Genomic DNA, 15595 nt, shown 5'->3' with positions numbered 1-15595 from the left:
AACGGTGTCATTATGAGTGTAATAACCACCAATCTACCGCCGCTCAAAGAGAGCAATAAAAAAGCAGGCAACAACAAACGTTGGCTGATGATGGCCCTGCCCATCATTGTGGCGCTGTTGCTGATGCTGGTTCCGGTCCCGGACGGCCTGCCGCCGTACGCCTGGCACTTCTTCGCTGTCTTCGTCGGCGTTATCGTCGGGCTTATCTTCGAACCGCTGCCGGGCGCCGTTATCGGCCTGACCGGGATCGTCGTCATTTCGCTCGGCAGTCAGTGGCTGCTGTTCAGCCCGGAGCAAATGGCCGACCCGAAATTCAAGCTGGCGGGAGCCTCCTTTAAATGGGCGGTCAGCGGCTTCGGGAACTCCACCGTCTGGCTTATCTTCGGCGCATTTATGTTTGCTGCCGGTTACGATAAGACCCAGTTTGGCCGCCGACTGGCGCTGATTCTGGTGAAATACCTTGGCCGCCGCAGCCTGACGCTGGGCTACGCCATTGCTTTCGCCGACCTGCTGCTGGCACCGTTTACCCCGTCCAACACCGCACGCAGCGGCGGGACCATCTACCCGATTATCGCTAACCTGCCGCCGCTGTATGGCTCAAAACCTAACGACCCAAGCGCGCGTAAAATCGGTTCTTACCTGATGTGGGTGGCTATCACCGCAGCCTGTATCACCAGCTCAATGTTCCTCTCTGCGCTGGCCCCTAACCTGCTGGCACTGGCTTTGGTGAAAAGCATCGTTGGCATCAACATCTCCTGGGGCATGTGGTTCCTCGCCTTCCTGCCGCTGGGCCTGCTGTTACTGCTGACCATGCCGCTGCTGGCTTACTGGCTCTACCCGCCTGAAGTGAAAGTGAACGACGAAGTGCCAAAATGGGCGAGCCGTGAACTGGAAAAACTGGGCAAACTGTCCCGCAACGAAATCCTGCTGCTGGTGTTCGTCTGCTCCGCGCTGGTGATGTGGATCTTCGCGGCAAGCTGGATTGAACCTGCGCTTGCGGCCCTGCTGGTTATCGTGCTGATGCTGTGGACCGGCGTTCTGAACTGGAACGACATCACCAATAACAAAGCGGCGTGGAACACCTTCGTCTGGTTCGCCACCCTGGTTGCCCTGGCCGATGGCCTGTCTTCTACCGGCTTCATCTCCTGGCTGGGTAAAGAAGGCGGCGCGCTGATGACCGGTATCGCCCCAGGCACCGCGACCATTGTCCTGCTGCTGGCGTTCTACCTGCTGCACTACCTGTTTGCGAGCACCACCGCGCACACCACCGCGCTGCTGCCAGCGATGCTGACCATCGCCTCCACCATTCCGGGCATGAATATGGAAGTGTTCTGTCTGCTGATGGTGACCTCGCTGGGTATCATGGGCATCATCACTCCATACGGCACCGGCCCAAGCCCTATCTACTACGGTAGCGGCTACCTGCCAACTAAAGATTACTGGCGCCTGGGCACCATCTTTGGTGGCCTGTTCCTGGCCGCGCTGCTGGTGATTGGTTATCCGTGGATGTCCCTGATGTTCTGATTTAAAGCCGCTGGAGGGCAACCTCCGGCGGTTTATTTTTATGGAGTAACGAGCTATGTCGAACAAACCTTTTGTTTACCAAAATCCCTTCCCGCTGGCGCATGACGACACCGAATATTACCTGTTAACCCGCGACCACGTTTCCGTCAGCGAATTTGAAGGCCAGTCCATTCTTAAAGTTGAGCCACAGGCGCTGACCCTGCTCGCTCAGCAGGCGTTTCACGATGCGGCGTTTATGCTGCGTCCGGCACACCAGCAGCAGGTGGCGGATATCCTGAGCGACCCGGAAGCCAGCGAAAACGATAAGTACGTCGCGCTGCAGTTCCTGCGTAACTCAGACATCTCGGCCAAGGGCATTCTGCCGACCTGCCAGGATACCGGCACCGCCATCATCATGGGCAAAAAAGGCCAGCGCGTCTGGACCGGCGGTGGCGATGAAGCGGCGCTGTCTCAGGGCGTGTACAACACCTACATCGAAGATAACCTGCGCTACTCCCAGAACGCCGCGCTGGATATGTACAAAGAGGTGAACACCGGCACCAACCTGCCTGCACAAATTGACCTCTACAGCGTGGACGGCGATGAATACAAATTCCTGTGCGTCGCCAAAGGCGGCGGTTCCGCCAACAAAACCTATCTGTATCAGGAAACTAAAGCACTGATCACCCCGGCGAAGCTGAAAAATTACCTGGTGGAGAAAATGCGCACGCTGGGCACCGCAGCCTGTCCGCCGTATCACGTCGCGTTTGTGATTGGCGGCACCTCCGCAGAATCCACGCTGAAAACCGTGAAGCTGGCGTCGACCCACTACTACGACGGCCTGCCAACCGAAGGTAACGAGCACGGCCAGGCGTTCCGCGACGTGCAGCTTGAGCAAGAGCTGCTGAAAGAAGCGCAGGAGCTTGGCCTGGGCGCGCAGTTCGGCGGCAAATACTTCGCCCACGATATCCGCGTCGTTCGTCTGCCACGCCACGGCGCATCCTGCCCAATCGGCATGGGCGTCTCCTGCTCCGCCGACCGCAACATCAAGGCGAAAATCAACAAAGACGGCATCTGGATTGAGAAGCTGGAAAGCAATCCGGGCAAATACATCCCGGAAGAGCTGCGCCAGGCCGGAGAAGGCGAAGCGGTGAAAGTGAACCTGAACCGCCCGATGAAAGAGATCCTCGCGCAGCTGTCCGACTTCCCGGTGTCCACTCGCCTGTCGCTTAGCGGCACCATCATCGTGGCACGCGACATCGCCCACGCGAAGCTGAAAGAACGCCTCGATAACGGCGAAGCGCTGCCGCAGTACGTGAAAGATCACCCGATCTACTACGCTGGCCCGGCTAAAACGCCGGAAGGTTACGCTTCCGGTTCCCTGGGCCCAACCACGGCAGGCCGCATGGACTCCTACGTGGACCAGCTGCAGGCCAACGGCGGCAGCATGATCATGCTGGCCAAAGGCAACCGCAGCAAGCCAGTGACCGACGCCTGCCACAAACACGGCGGCTTCTACCTCGGCAGCATCGGTGGCCCGGCGGCGGTGCTGGCGCAAAACAGCATCAAGAGCCTTGAACTGGTGGAATACCCTGAGCTGGGTATGGAAGCTATCTGGAAAATCGAAGTGGAAGACTTCCCGGCGTTTATCCTGGTGGATGACAAAGGCAACGACTTCTTCCAGCAGATCCAGAACAAACAGTGCGCAGGCTGTAACAAGCACTGATTTCAGTGAATACGGATAATAAGGCGGGCGCTACGGTGCCCGCTTTTTTTTGCCCCAAAGTTACCCCATACTGAGGCCACATTTCAGCCAACGCCAACGCAAGGACTTCACATGTTAAGGATAATCAGCTGGCTACTGCTCACGCTGCTTAGCTGTGCGGGACTTGGCGCCTGGTTTTTACAGCAGCAGTACGAAGATAAATCCGCCGACTTCCGCATTCTTTACCGCGAAATCACGGTTAAGCTGTCCCAGCACGATGCCATCATTCCTCTGCTGCCCGTCAGCCAAAACGCCGTTGAGGTGCAGCACATTCTGCCGCAGATCGTCGAGTGGCGACGGCATGAGAACCCGGAGCCTCGCCTGGCGATTGTGCCAGAAGCCAATGGCCGCTACTGGCTGAACCGCCCTAACCTCTCGCTGCTGATCGATCTCCCGACGCTGCTCGACACGCTGGGCGAGAAAAAGACGTTTCAACACCTCAGCATCAGCTGGAATAACACTCTTCTTTGCGAACAGGGCACCGCCAACAAGGGTTACTGGCAGTGGGATAAAACCGTCGCCAGCCCGACGCAGCCGTTTTTAGTTTCGGCCAGCGACAGCCCGCCATGGGCGAAACTGCCCTGGTGGCTGATAGCATCCCCGGCGCTGTTTTGGGCGCTGGCGATCTACTTGCTGACGCAATATCAGGCCAACAAACGCCGCCGGGACATTGCCGACCTGCGCGCCCGCTACGCCGAACTGACGCGTCTCAATACCATGGGAGAATTGGCGGCCGGCATGGTGCACGAGCTGAACCAGCCGCTGAGCGCCATCATGAGCTATAACCAGGCAGCAGTACGGCTGATTAAACAGGATAATCCGGCTCAGGTACCAGAACTGCTGGACGCCGCCGTGCTGCAGATAAAGCGCATCGACGGCCTGCTTAGCCAATTTCGCCAGAAGCTCACCAGCGAACGCGCCGAGCACCAGCGGGTCGATCTCCCGTCGCTCTGGCAGCGCGTGTGCAAACTGTTGGATAACGAACTGAGCCACAGCAAAATCCGCGTCACCAGCCATTTTGCCGACGACCTGCCGCCGCTCATCGCCCCGCCGCTGTGGGTTGAGCAAATCCTGCATAACATCGCCAGCAACGCGATTCAGGCACAAACCAACGGCGCAGGCTGGGTACACCTGGAGGCAAGCTCGGATAATAACGGTATCGCGCTGACGGTAACCGACGGCGGGCCGGGGCTTTCTCCTGAGGCGCTGGAACAGGTCTTTATTCCGTTCTTCACCACCCGAGCGCAAGGCGTCGGGCTGGGGATGGCGCTCGCCGACACGCTGGTACAGCGCCTGAACGGCACCATTGAGGCCGGCAACACATCTGCGGGCGGAGCCTGCTTCCGCCTGTGGTTCCCGCTTAAGGATGAGGAGAAATAATGGCACCATATATCTGGCTGATTGACGATGACGCCGCCATTCGTGACTCGCTGAGTCTGCTGCTTGCCACCGTCGGTTGGCAAACCCAGGCTTTTGACAGCGCCCAGGCGTTTCAGCAAAACGCCGGTGACTTAAGCCAGCTCGACGGCTGTATGCTGCTCGATATCCGCATGCCAGGGAAAACCGGGCTGACGCTGCTGGAGGAGTGGACGCAGCAGGGCCTGGCGCTGCCGGTGATTATCATGACCGGACACGGCAACATCGATTTATGCCGCCGCGCCTTTAAGAACGGTGCCTTTGAGTTCCTGACCAAGCCGGTTGATGCCGATCTGCTGTTCGAGGTCGTGGGTACCGCAATGGAACAACAGAAAGCGAAAGTTGAAGCCCGGCAGCAATGGCAGCCGCTACAGGAAAAGCTAGCCACGCTTACCGCGCGGGAAAAAGAGATGCTGAAGCAGCTTATTCAGGGCTATTCCAGTAAGGAGATCGCGCAGCTGTGTTCGCTGTCGCCGCGCACCGTGGAAGCGCACCGCGCCAATATTTTCTCCAAACTGGAAGTCAACTCTCTGCCCAAACTGCTGAAAACCTACGGCGACATCGCCAGAGAGGCTAAGTAAAACTACCTGGAAAGTTAGGTGTTCGCGCCAATTTCCCGCTATCTCCGCGTTGCATAGTATTGCCCCATAGCCAACAACTCTGGAGCAACATCATGAAACGTCTTCTGTTAAGCGCCCTGCTGCTGGGCGGTCTTGTCTCCACGGCCAGCGCCGCCACCGGCGTACTGAGCCAGAAAAACATCTCCCTCGACCTCGCCGATAAGCTGGCGCAAAACGTCCTTCAGGCCTGTGCCAAAGACAACTACAACGTGGCGGTCACCGTGGTCGATCGTTCAGGCACGCCGCTGGTGATGAAGCGCATGGACAACGCCGGGCCGCATACCGTGGAAGCCAGCCGCATGAAGGCCTTCACCTCGCTGACCACCAAAAACCCAACCGACAACGTGATGAAGGGTTCCCAGTCCAATGCGGGCGCGGCCAACCTGCGTGATATTCCAGGCTTCCTGCTGCTGGCGGGCGGCGTGCCGGTGAAGTCGGGTGAACAGGTTATTGGCGCGGTCGGCGTCGGCGGCGCACCGGGCGGCCATCTGGATCAGGCCTGTGCCCTGGCAGGCTTAAACAATATTGAGAAAGAACTGAACGCGGGATAACACCACAAGGAGCAGGACATGCATGACAAGAAAAGCTTACTAACGCTGGCGCTTCTGCTGAGCGCAGGCCATGCCGCCGCAGCCACCAGCGATGAAGGCTACTACGCTTCGGCGAAATATGTACACAGCGAGCAGCGCGCCAGTGACCAGGACACCAGCAGCCGTCCCGGCGTCGGCCAGTTTGTTGGCGGTAAAGAGAAAGACAGGCTCGGCGGCGCGTCACTGGCGGCTGGCTACCAGTACGGCAACGGCTGGCGCACCGAAGGAGAATACACTTTCCGCCAGAAAACTGAATTTACCAGCGGCTCAACCGCCTTCCCGACCAGCCTGAACCACCTGAAGCTGAACACCGAGCGGCTGATGCTGAACGTCTATCGCGATTACGACATTGGCTATGGCGTGTCGCTGTTTGGCACCGCTGGCTTAGGTATTGCGAAAGTGAAGGCCGGCGGCTGGCAGGGCAACGCCGCCCGTGAATACGCCGACAGCACGCAAAACAATCTCGCTTATTCGTTGGGCGCGGGCATCAGCTACTCACCGATCGCTCGCCTGAGTTTCGACGTGGGCTATCGCTACGTGGATATGGGGAAAGTGGAAAGCGGCTATAACACCTTCGGGAACGTGCGTGGCCTGAAGGATGAGCAGATGAAAGCTCGCCTGGCCTCCAGCGAGTTCACTCTGGGTGCTCGCTACCTGTTCTAACAATAAGGCGGCCACCGGGCCGCCCTTTTACATTGTTAGTGATGCAGCATCTCGTCCACAACCTGCGCTTTGGTCATGTTGTACGGGTAATACGTCGGCCAGTTGTCCATCTCTTTCAGCAAAGCATCTTGTGATTCGCTCCCCATAAAGATATGGAAATGCTGCGACTGGCGCGGGGCGATGATGTGGTCGCTAAACTGCACGAACTTTGGCGCTTTGGACTGCGCATCTTTGCACTCAAACAGGTAGCGAACGCCCTTCTTTCCCGAGGCATAGGTCAGGATTTTATGCCCGGCGTAGTCGTAATGACAGCTTTGCACCGCTTTGCCGACGTGAAACTCGATGACATTATTTTCAATCCCTATCATCTCCACGTCAGTCGCATAGCCCTTTTGATAATACGCCCGATACTCCGCCACGGTTTTGCCGCTCTTTTTGGCTTTTTTCTCCAGCACCGGATCGAGGTCGCCGCTGAGCAGCAGGGGATTGACCGACTGCCAGATCCCGTCCCAGTCGGACAGCGCGCGATCTTTCACGTTAACGTCGTCAAAGATCCCTTCGCTCGCCTTTTGTTCCACTTCCGTGAGCGGTTTGCCGTGATGGTGGCCGTGCGCCAGCGCCTGATGGCTCGCCAGTAACACGCCCATGCCCAGAATAAACGCCGATTTTTTCATGATCATACTGTTCCCCTGTGTATTCCTTACACGAAAAGGAAAACGTTATAACATAACAAATCACGAAATCAACTCCAGCCTGCGGTGAGCGTGCCCGGCGCCTGCCGAAGACGCACTCTTTCGCTGTAAAGCGCCAACAGCATACCGGCCAGGCAAAGCGCGCCCATCAGCAAAAATATCCCTCTGTCCAGCCCGGCCATCAGCCCTAAAGAGAACACCATTGGCCCCAGGCTACTGCCCAGTGAGGAAAGATTTTGCGCCCCATAATAGCTGGCCTTCAGCGCCTCAGGCGCGATGTCGTCAATGTAGATATATTCACTGGGGATCAGAATGATTTCGCCCAGGCTGAAAACAAACATCGCCGCACACAGCCCCGGCAGCGTATCCAGCCCGCCCATCGCAGTTATAGCGGCCGCCAGCAGGGCAAAGCCCACCACAATCAGTTTAATTAACGGCCTGCGATGCAGCAGCCAGAGGCTGACAGGATATTGAAGCAGTATCACCGTCAGAGAATTACAGCTAATGAGTACCGAAACAAAGCGCATTGCTTCGGGCTTGCCCATGCTGGTTAAGAACCAGAGCGGCAGGTAGTCAGAAAAACGCCCCATCACCACCCACGCAAATACGGTACTCAGGGTAAACCAGATTAAGACACGATCTCTTGCCAGCACGGACAGCGTCTTTAAAAATGATTCAGGCCGGTTGCCTGTGAATGCATTCTTAAAACGAGGCTGGAATAACACCCCCAGCAACGAGCAGACTCCCGCGGCCAAATAGACACTTTCAACATTCGGGGATAATACAAACGTGGTCAATAACGGGCCTGTCGCCCAGGCGACATTAATTAAGGTATAGCGAAGAGAAAATACTTTGGTTCTTTCGCCCTGAGGAACCAAATCGCTCAGGGAAGCCTTTACGCCAATGGCATAAAACGTATTCGCGACCTCGCTCAGGGTCAATACGAACAGCACGCCAGCCAGACTTTCCATCCAGCCAAGCAGCAGCCAGCCAACGGCCATCACCAAACCACAAAGCCTTAAAATAAGCGAGCGTGACAGCCTGTCCAGCCAGTATCCGCCATACACGCCCAGCCCGGAAGAAACCAGCAGCGCGCCGCCGAGCAGAAGTCCCGCAGACTCGAATGAAATATGTAAATTCTTACCGAGCGTAAGGACTAAAACAGGGGCAATCATCGCCCGGGAAATAGAGGATAAAAATGAGGACGCCAGAAGAAAATAAACGGTTAAAACCCGACCTGACATTTTTCAATTCCGTTGACGGCTAAAGAGGAATTCACTATAGATAAAAAAGAGGAACACAAAAATGGATGAATAAAGGTGAAATTCATTCCTCTTTTTAGAGAAAAGTCATGGCGCTGATCGATAAATTCAACGTGTTATACCGACGCTTCGGGGATGCACCGGCCCAGCCGGGATTAGAGCAACTGGCAGACTTACTGCATTGCAGCGAACGCTATGCCCGTATTCAGCTGACTAAAATGCGCGAGCTGGGCTGGATTGACTGGCAGCCCGGTATCGGGCGAGGAAAACGCTCGACGCTACGGCTGGTGACCAGCCCGGAGCAAATTGAATGGTTACGGCTCAGGGATCTGGTCGCCAAAGGGCAGCTGGAGGCCGCCTTCGCGCACCTGACGTCGCCGCAGAGAAACCGGCTACTTGCCGATCTGAGCAGCCATCTTGGCGTGGTGGGCAAAGAGGTCAGAATCGCCATTCCAACCCTGCCAGCTACCCTGGATCCCCGGCGCATCAAAAACAGGATTGAGTCATATCTGGTCCGGCAAATTTACGACAGGCTCGTGGATTACGATGAAATAAACCAGCGAATCACCGGCGCCCTTGCCCACCACTTCGAAACAAATGCTCAGGCCACGGCCTGGACATTTTGGCTGAGGCCCGGCGTCACGTTTCACACCGGAGAACGCCTGGACGCAAGTATCGTCGCGCAAAGCCTGCTGCGGCTGAAAGAGCCGCCGGGACACTATGCCGGCCTTTTTCAGTCGTTAGATCGTGTTGAAGTTCTGAGCAGCGAGGTACTGACTTGCCATCTCACGCACACCGACTGGCTGTGGCCCCACAAACTGGCGACGGCGACCGCCTCTATCACACTTCCTTCGTCCCGGCACGGACGGCCCATCGGCAGCGGTCCATTCCAAATGGAGCAACAGAGCAAGCAGCGCATTGTGCTGCGGGCCTTCGATCGCTACTACGGCACACGCGCTTTAATTGAAAAAGTTGAGCTTTGGTCCCTGCCGGAATCCCCCGATCCCGTAACAGACATTACCTTTGATCCGGGGGCTGCAACTCAGCAAACCGATGTTCAGAACGGGTGCACCTATCTGATAGTGAGCACCCGCAGTCAGCTCATCCCAGTGGGAGAACGCCAGGCGATACTGGGGTTACTGAGCAACGCGCTTCCACCGGCAAACAACGCGGAACGAACGCCAGCCCTCAGCATTATCCCCGGCTGGGAAAGCCCACGTTCTTTGAGGCAAAATTCGCCGCCAGACATAACCGGCACGCTAAAAATCTACTCTTACGATCTGCCGTGCTTCACTATGCTGTTTGCCCGCCTGCAGCAGGTTCTTACCGCCGCAGGCATAAGAGCTGAACATATCATCCTTGGAAGCGAGGCTTTTCTTCGCCCGGAAGAGTGGCTCAGCGAGGCCGACCTGATCATGGGGAGTGAAATCCTCTACCACCGCAGTGCCTACGACATTTACGAGTGGCTCCACAGCTCAAAACTATTGAGTGCGGGCATGACTAAGACGGAGCACAAACGCCTGCATGACAGGCTCGCGCAGATAAGAACCGATCCCCACGAGCAATCCAGGCAGGAAAAGTGCAAAGCGCTGGCGGACTGGCTGATTGCCGAAGGCATCTTGCTGCCTTTGTCCCATGAGCGAGTAGGCTACACGGCAAACCATCGCCTGCACGGCACCGGGCTGGCAGGCTATGGCTGGGTCGACCTCGCCCGCATCTGGATTAAAAATAATGAACTGAGTGTGTCCTGAGACAGCGGCGCGGGGAGGCTACTCAGGACGACAGCGGGAACGTCTTGAAAAATCAGGCCTTCGGGGCTGCCCGCACGGGCGCTGCCTGTAAAGCAGAGACGAAGCGAGTTGTTAGTTTTTACTCTCTGACCAGCGGCAGCGTTGGCAATGTGGAATCCACGGGGACCTTCGACGCAATATGCCTGATCCGATCCCCACCATCATAGTTGCGCGTCTGGCCGTCGACATCATATTCACTGGACAAGGGCCTGGCGCTGATTTACTGCACGATGACGTGCTGCGCTGTTATCGGGTCACAGAGAGCATTGGCGTTCGTGCGATCATGGTTCGCGCGTTGATTATGAAACCGCTGGTATAGGCATCTGCTTATCGACGGTCTCTGTAGACTGATGGGTGATGACGCCTCTGTCTATGTACAGGACACGATCGGCCGAGGCCAGCGTCTCCTGACGGTGAGCTATCAACAGAACGGCAAGACCTGAATCCTTGAGCGTCTGGCTGATGATAATTTCACTCTCCATATCCAAATGACTCGTTGCCTCATCGAGCAGTAAAAAACCGGGTCGTTTGTACAATGCTCGCGCCAGCAGGATCCGTTGCTTCTGCCCTCCGGAAAGCGTCCCTCCCGTTTCACCGACCAGGGTCTGATACCCCATTGGCATTGCCATGATGTCCGCATCAATCAGCGCCATCCTCGCGCACCAGGCCATGCGGGTCTGATCCCGCTCCTCGCTAAAGAAAATAATATTGTCGGCAATCGAACCACGAAAGAGCTGATCGTCCTGCAGGACAGTCCCGATCCGCTGACGGACCTGAACATAGTGGGGGTGCGTATGCGGTACCCCAAAAGTGCGAATATCTCCGGTTTCAGGCGTGTGGATCCCCAGTATCAGCTTCACCAGGGTGGATTTCCCGCAGCCTGATTTCCCGGTAATGGCCACCACTTCCCCGGGGTTTACCGTCAGAGAGATATCGCTGAGGACTGGCTCTGCTGCACCTTTATGACGGAATGACACCCCGACAAGTCTCAGCGGGGCACCGGCCTCGTCCGATGGAAGATCCGGGGTTACCTGGGTATCGTCACGGTGTACGTCCTCCGCCGCCGCGGGCCGACGCAGCTGCGCTTCCGTCGGACTCAGCACAATATCGGCGAGGCGGGTGTTATAGACATCCAACATCCGCCAGGAAAAAAACTTATCCGTCAGGCTACTGATGCTGCCTGAGAACCGCCCCTGGTAGGCGAGATAGGCGACCAGCATGCCCACGGTAAAGGTCCCGTCCAGTACCTCTCCAGCCCCTTTCCAGAGGATCACGGCGGTGACCACGCTGCCCGTCAGAGTGTGGGCAATGTCGTACCCCATCATCAGGCGACTCTGACGCAGCTGCGTATTTCTGCGGATCACGTTGAGGTTGAGCCAGGCGGCCTCCCGGTAAGGCATGACGCCGTTGATCCTCAGGCTCAGGATCCCGCCCAGCGTTTCGAGAAAATGCCCGGACTCACGCGCTTCGGCATCCCAGGCATCTTCTGCAGCCTGTTTCAGGGACGGGTACCAGAGCGCCCTCAGGAGCCCGTAGATAACGGCGGCCAGTACCGCAATCAGCGTCATGCCCGGGCTGTACAGCAGCATCATTGTCAGTGAGGTAACAACCAGCAGTACATCCAGAATACCCTCAAGGACCTGCGTGGTCAGCGCGTGCTGGATACTGTCCACTGCGCTGAAACGGGCGCTGATACTGCCGCGGCTGCGGGCGTCAAACCAGTTCAAGGGAAGCCGTACCAGGTGATGAAAAACCCGGGCCGTCCACTGCATATTGAAGTTTACCGACAGGGTGATGGTTGCCCACTGCCTGGCCAGGGAGAGCAGCATCTGCGTAAGGGAAAGTAGCAACAGCGCGGCAATTACCAGCGTCAGGAGATTTCTGTCGGCGGCAACCAGTACCTCATCAATGACCAGCTGGTTAAGCAGCGGTGTCCCCAGCGCCAGAATCTCCAGCGCCAGAGCGAAAATCAGAATGCGTACCATCGCCGGCAACAGCCCGGACGTTTTGCCGGTCAGCTGGCGCAGCTTTATTTTTTGTCGTTCATCCCGAGGCGCGAAACCGGCAGTGGGCGTCAGCTCCAGCGCGATGCCGGTAAAATGTTTCCCGGCTTCCGACAGAGACAGGATAACCTTTCCACGGTCCGGATCGTGCAAGGTGACCCGGTTGCCGCGAATTTTATGCAGCACGACAAAATGATTCATGTTCCAGTGAAGAATGCACGGCAGGGCCAGCGCCCTCAGATCTTCCAGTTCGAGCCGGACGGCCCGGGAGGACAGGCGCAGATCGGCGGCACACTGCGTCAGTTTCTGCAGGGTCATCCCCTGGGTGCTGACAGGGAATCGCTCCCGCAGGGTCGGTAAATCGGTGTTGAGCCCGTGCCAGCAGGCGATCATCGCCAGGCAGGCGAGTCCGCATTCGGCAGACTCCGCCTGCCGTATCACGGGCAGGCTTTTCCTGCCACTCCAGTTCAGTGATCCCATCACAGTTTTCCTTTCACACTCCAGAGTGGCTCGGTCAGCCACTCCCACAGATAGCGGGTATCGAGACTGACGTCCCCTTCCAGGGTCATGCCCGGGCGCAGCGGCTCCGGTCTGCCATAGGCCTGAATAAATGTTTTCTCCGGCTCGACAATCACCCGGTAATGTCCCTCATTTTCTTTCCAGGTCACCGGAGAGACGGAGAGCAGATCGGAGGGGGTAAGCGTGGTGCGGCTGATATCGCGAATAGTGCCGTACTGCACACCAAATTTCTGGTAAGGAAAGGCGCTGAAGCGCAGCGCCACCCGCTGCCCAGGCTGGATAAATCCGGCATTCTGACTGGTCGCGTAAAGTTCGACCTGCAGACGAGCATTGTCCGGCATCAGGGTCATCACCGGCTCAGTGGCCCGTACGGGCTGGCCTTCTTTCACCAGAATGGCTGCCACAGTGCCGGAGACCGGAGCCGTCAGCACGAAACTCTCCTGGCCTGCCAGTTCAAGCTGTTGCTGTTTGATGCCCTGAAGCTGCCGGTCGAGCTCCTGACTTCGACTTTCCCCGAGGGTGATAAGGTGAACCAGCTCATCCTCAGCCGTTTCTTTCGCCGCCCTGAGCTGCAGCAGGACCAAACGCTGCTCCTCCACATTTTCATTCGCGGCGGACACCGCCATCTGCCGCTGCTGGTATTCGATTTCGGAAACGTAATGGCGGGAGAGCAGGTCGCGATAACGGCTCATCACGGAGACGGCAAGCTGCGCCTGCTGCTCAGCCTGTGTCAGCCGCTGCTGGGCGCTCTGAAGCTGGGGTTCAAGAGAGAGCAGACGTTGACGTATTCCCTGCTGCTGCTGACTGTTATCGCGGGACTCGAGACGCTGTTGGGACTCGAGCATCTGGTACTGCGTATTCAGCGAGAGACGCATGGCAGCCATTGTGCCGCCGCCCTGGCCGTCATAATGTTCCCCGCTGATGTGATAGAGCGGGCTACCGGCAGTCACATGCTGCCCCTCAGCAATTTTTAGCGCAGTGACATATCCGGCATACTGCGGGATCACCTTAATCAAACCTGAAGACGGCATGACTATGCCAGACAGATGGGCTTTACGGGTGTACTGGCTGCTGCTGAGGAAAATAAAAATCAGCGCCAGTAAACCGAGCGTCAGCAGGGCACTGAGGGTGAATCCGGCAGACGTGGGGATAATAATTTCACCCAGCGCAGTGTCATTCTGGTGCTCTACCGCTTCCTTTCTAAATAAGGTCATTCTATTTTGAGAGGAAGGAGTTGAAGATAAGAACAAAGGCATTCATTGTTGAATGCAATACTATCGGGAGAAGCAGACCTCTTGAGATAACTCTTGCGTGGGTCAGGATTAAGCCGACCGAAAATATAAGAGCATATTCGATAAAAGACATGTACTGCGTGTGCATTAAAGAGAATACAACTGAGCACAAAACGGATGGTAAAATAATGCCTTTTTTATAAAGTGAACAAATAAATCCGAACAGGCATCCCCTGTAAAAAATCTCCTCGTATACGGGTATAACAAACGTCAGGGTAATGAAAGGGATTACATCGAAGAGTACCGTTGTTTTTTTGTGAAACCCTGAAGTTGATAATAAAACCACTGATATTTGCAGCGCAATAATAAGAGTGGCAAGACAAATGAACTGTCGTGCAGAAAAGCTTGAAAGGCGAAATTCTGATAAGCGATGCAGATATACAAGATAAGAAATCAAGGCCAAAAGAAACTCTGCTATGCACATGATAAATAATGCGCTATCCAAACCTGTATCTGTGTGATTAATGATAAGGACAGGAATTGATGTGAAAACTATTGACAGTGAAAACGTAATAAATAAATAAATAAAACGCCGTAACATGACTATGCGTGAAAATATTTAATCCCTTTGAGTACACAGGTATATTATCAGTCCCAGACATGAATGCTGTCCTTTTTCTCAGTAAAAATATCTTATTTAATAATTGTTAGAAAGAGCCTGTAAACATCGACAGGCTCTTAGTTAACTAGTTGAAGGGTTTTTGCCCTGCTTTGCTTCTTTCTAAAGCAGAAGCAATTCCTCTACTCCATGATAATATTTTTTGGATAGCCAAAGGGAATATTTTTGAACTCGTATATATAACACTGAAAATGGTAAAAGATTTTACTATCATCTCTGCAGTATTTGATGCATTTATCGTGTTTAACATCTGTACTGCAATGTAGGTAACACAGATGGATAAAACCACAGAACACAATGCAACGGTAACGTTTACTAAATTCATATAGCCATCCCGAAATATTTAGTGGAACGGAGGGCCATTTTTTGAAGACGACTGAGAATCATTGCGGCAACCAGCTATCATACCAGTCACTGCTGCAACTGCAGAACCTGGACTTCTCGACGCAACGGCACTAGCCAGACCCGCAGCTCCACCAACCATTGCAAGGCCACAATTACTGCTCAAATCATTGTACATATTGGCTCCGGCCGCCCCTGCCGCCAGATTTGGCTGAAAACCATTCGCCTAGCCACCGTAGTTTGTACTGCCACCCCGACTTCTGGAATCGCCGCGTTCGTAGTTGCCGTTGGCGTTTCCGACCCCAATGAGAGCCAGCTCACTGATGTTTAATTCTCTGATATCAGACATAAAATCCCTCTTAATTACGGTTTAACGACACGTGCTTACGTTTTAACGACACGTGCTTACGTTTTAACGATACGTGCTGTTTTTTTATGTCATGGCGAATACGGTTATAAAAATGAATTTATGTAAACAAATGTAATTAACTTTACAGGCGATTGATTTTTATATCTTTA

Annotated in this window: 13 protein-coding genes and 1 pseudogene; 8 read left to right on the top strand and 6 right to left on the bottom strand. The window is 55.4% G+C overall.

Going from position 1 to position 15595, the window contains the following annotated elements; translation table 11 throughout:
• Positions 1-12: 12 nt before the first annotated feature.
• From WFK85_RS16140 to WFK85_RS16115, 6 genes are all read left to right on the top strand, one after another.
• On the top strand, positions 13-1524 hold the full coding sequence (locus WFK85_RS16140; RefSeq protein WP_008454410.1) for an anion permease: 1512 nt from the start codon (positions 13-15) through the stop codon (positions 1522-1524).
• A 55-nt stretch (positions 1525-1579) separates the two neighbouring features.
• Positions 1580-3229, top strand: a complete 1650-nt coding sequence (gene fumA / locus WFK85_RS16135) for a class I fumarate hydratase FumA (protein WP_008454408.1) — start codon at positions 1580-1582, stop codon at positions 3227-3229.
• 111 nt (positions 3230-3340) lie between these two features.
• The gene (locus tag WFK85_RS16130) at positions 3341-4648 is read left to right on the top strand and encodes a sensor histidine kinase (RefSeq protein ID WP_336708918.1); all 1308 of its coding nucleotides are present in this window, start codon (positions 3341-3343) and stop codon (positions 4646-4648) included.
• The gene (locus WFK85_RS16125; protein ID WP_336708917.1) at positions 4648-5265 is read left to right on the top strand and encodes a response regulator transcription factor; all 618 of its coding nucleotides are present in this window, start codon (positions 4648-4650) and stop codon (positions 5263-5265) included. The genes WFK85_RS16130 and WFK85_RS16125 overlap by 1 nt, the downstream gene beginning before the upstream one ends.
• 92 nt (positions 5266-5357) lie before the next feature.
• A complete protein-coding gene (locus tag WFK85_RS16120) occupies positions 5358-5855 on the top strand; it encodes a GlcG/HbpS family heme-binding protein (RefSeq protein ID WP_008454402.1) in 498 nt (165 codons plus the stop codon).
• Between the two features lie 18 nt (positions 5856-5873).
• Positions 5874-6557, top strand: a complete 684-nt coding sequence (locus tag WFK85_RS16115; RefSeq protein ID WP_336708916.1) for an outer membrane protein — start codon at positions 5874-5876, stop codon at positions 6555-6557.
• Between the two features lie 35 nt (positions 6558-6592).
• Here the strand turns inward: WFK85_RS16115 and zinT are convergent, their stop codons facing one another.
• Positions 6593-7237 (bottom strand): metal-binding protein ZinT, encoded by a 645-nt coding sequence (zinT, locus tag WFK85_RS16110; RefSeq protein ID WP_336708915.1) that lies wholly within the window; start codon positions 7235-7237, stop codon positions 6593-6595.
• Positions 7238-7299: 62 nt separating this feature from the next.
• Positions 7300-8493 carry an MFS transporter gene (locus WFK85_RS16105; RefSeq protein ID WP_166994333.1) on the bottom strand — a complete coding sequence of 398 codons (1194 nt, stop codon included), beginning with the start codon at positions 8491-8493 and terminating at the stop codon, positions 7300-7302.
• Between the two features lie 107 nt (positions 8494-8600).
• On the opposite strand from WFK85_RS16105, the gene WFK85_RS16100 reads away from it, so the two are divergent.
• Together WFK85_RS16100 and WFK85_RS16095 are read left to right on the top strand one after the other, a co-directional pair.
• The gene (locus tag WFK85_RS16100) at positions 8601-10262 is read left to right on the top strand and encodes an SgrR family transcriptional regulator (protein ID WP_336708914.1); all 1662 of its coding nucleotides are present in this window, start codon (positions 8601-8603) and stop codon (positions 10260-10262) included.
• A 44-nt stretch (positions 10263-10306) separates the two neighbouring features.
• Positions 10307-10599, top strand: a pseudogene (locus tag WFK85_RS16095) (GNAT family N-acetyltransferase); the annotation flags it as partial.
• A gap of 1 nt (position 10600) precedes the next feature.
• On the opposite strand, the gene WFK85_RS16090 reads toward WFK85_RS16095, so the two are convergent.
• The 4 genes from WFK85_RS16090 to WFK85_RS16080 all read right to left on the bottom strand — a co-directional run bounded on the left by WFK85_RS16090 (position 10601) and on the right by WFK85_RS16080 (position 15059).
• Positions 10601-12784, bottom strand: coding sequence for a peptidase domain-containing ABC transporter (locus WFK85_RS16090; RefSeq protein WP_336708913.1), 2184 nt, complete (start codon positions 12782-12784; stop codon positions 10601-10603).
• The gene (locus WFK85_RS16085; RefSeq protein WP_336708912.1) at positions 12784-14037 is read right to left on the bottom strand and encodes an HlyD family secretion protein; all 1254 of its coding nucleotides are present in this window, start codon (positions 14035-14037) and stop codon (positions 12784-12786) included. The genes WFK85_RS16090 and WFK85_RS16085 overlap by 1 nt, the downstream gene beginning before the upstream one ends.
• A 1-nt stretch (position 14038) precedes the next feature.
• Positions 14039-14539 carry a lysostaphin resistance A-like protein gene (locus tag WFK85_RS23650; RefSeq protein ID WP_442892382.1) on the bottom strand — a complete coding sequence of 167 codons (501 nt, stop codon included), beginning with the start codon at positions 14537-14539 and terminating at the stop codon, positions 14039-14041.
• Positions 14540-14801: 262 nt separating this feature from the next.
• Positions 14802-15059 carry a hypothetical protein gene (locus tag WFK85_RS16080; protein ID WP_166994323.1) on the bottom strand — a complete coding sequence of 86 codons (258 nt, stop codon included), beginning with the start codon at positions 15057-15059 and terminating at the stop codon, positions 14802-14804.
• Between the last annotated feature and the right edge of the window lie 536 nt (positions 15060-15595).

The organism is Cedecea sp. VD22 (assembly GCF_037150195.1).
GTDB lineage: Bacteria > Pseudomonadota > Gammaproteobacteria > Enterobacterales > Enterobacteriaceae > Cedecea.
This window is presented reverse-complemented; position numbering and strand designations above follow the sequence as displayed.